Source organism: Dellaglioa sp. CoH-57-MRSF-19, from assembly GCF_056781975.1.
On sequence record NZ_JBXAXW010000220.1, the window covers coordinates 1 to 306 of the forward strand.

Genomic DNA, 306 nt, shown 5'->3' on the forward strand with positions numbered 1-306 from the left:
ACAAGGCAGTGAGTCACGGGTTTGACAAGAAACAATCGTTCCGACACCGCACAAAGGAGAAGAAATGAGCAAAATCACCAAAAGTCGCGTCATCATCGAGTTCGAGGCGTCTTCTGGCTACGAGTCGAAAGAAGAGTTCCAGACGCATCCGAGTTCGCTTCCACTCAGGAATGCGCTGCGCGAGATTTTGCGCGTGCTCCTGATCAACAACGAACGTGAGGAAGTGACGAACATCGTGAATGAAGCTCTGTACTACGACGAAGAGGATGCGGTGTGAAGCTCAGTGAGATGAAGGCCCTGTATCTT

At 50.7% G+C, this 306-nt stretch carries 1 protein-coding gene; it reads left to right on the plus strand.

Features of this window, described 5'->3' with window-relative positions:
- Positions 1 to 64 precede the first annotated feature (64 nt).
- Positions 65 to 277 (plus strand): hypothetical protein, encoded by a 213-nt coding sequence (locus tag AC1RO3_RS09005; protein WP_251188573.1) that lies wholly within the window; start codon positions 65 to 67, stop codon positions 275 to 277.
- Positions 278 to 306 lie beyond the last annotated feature (29 nt).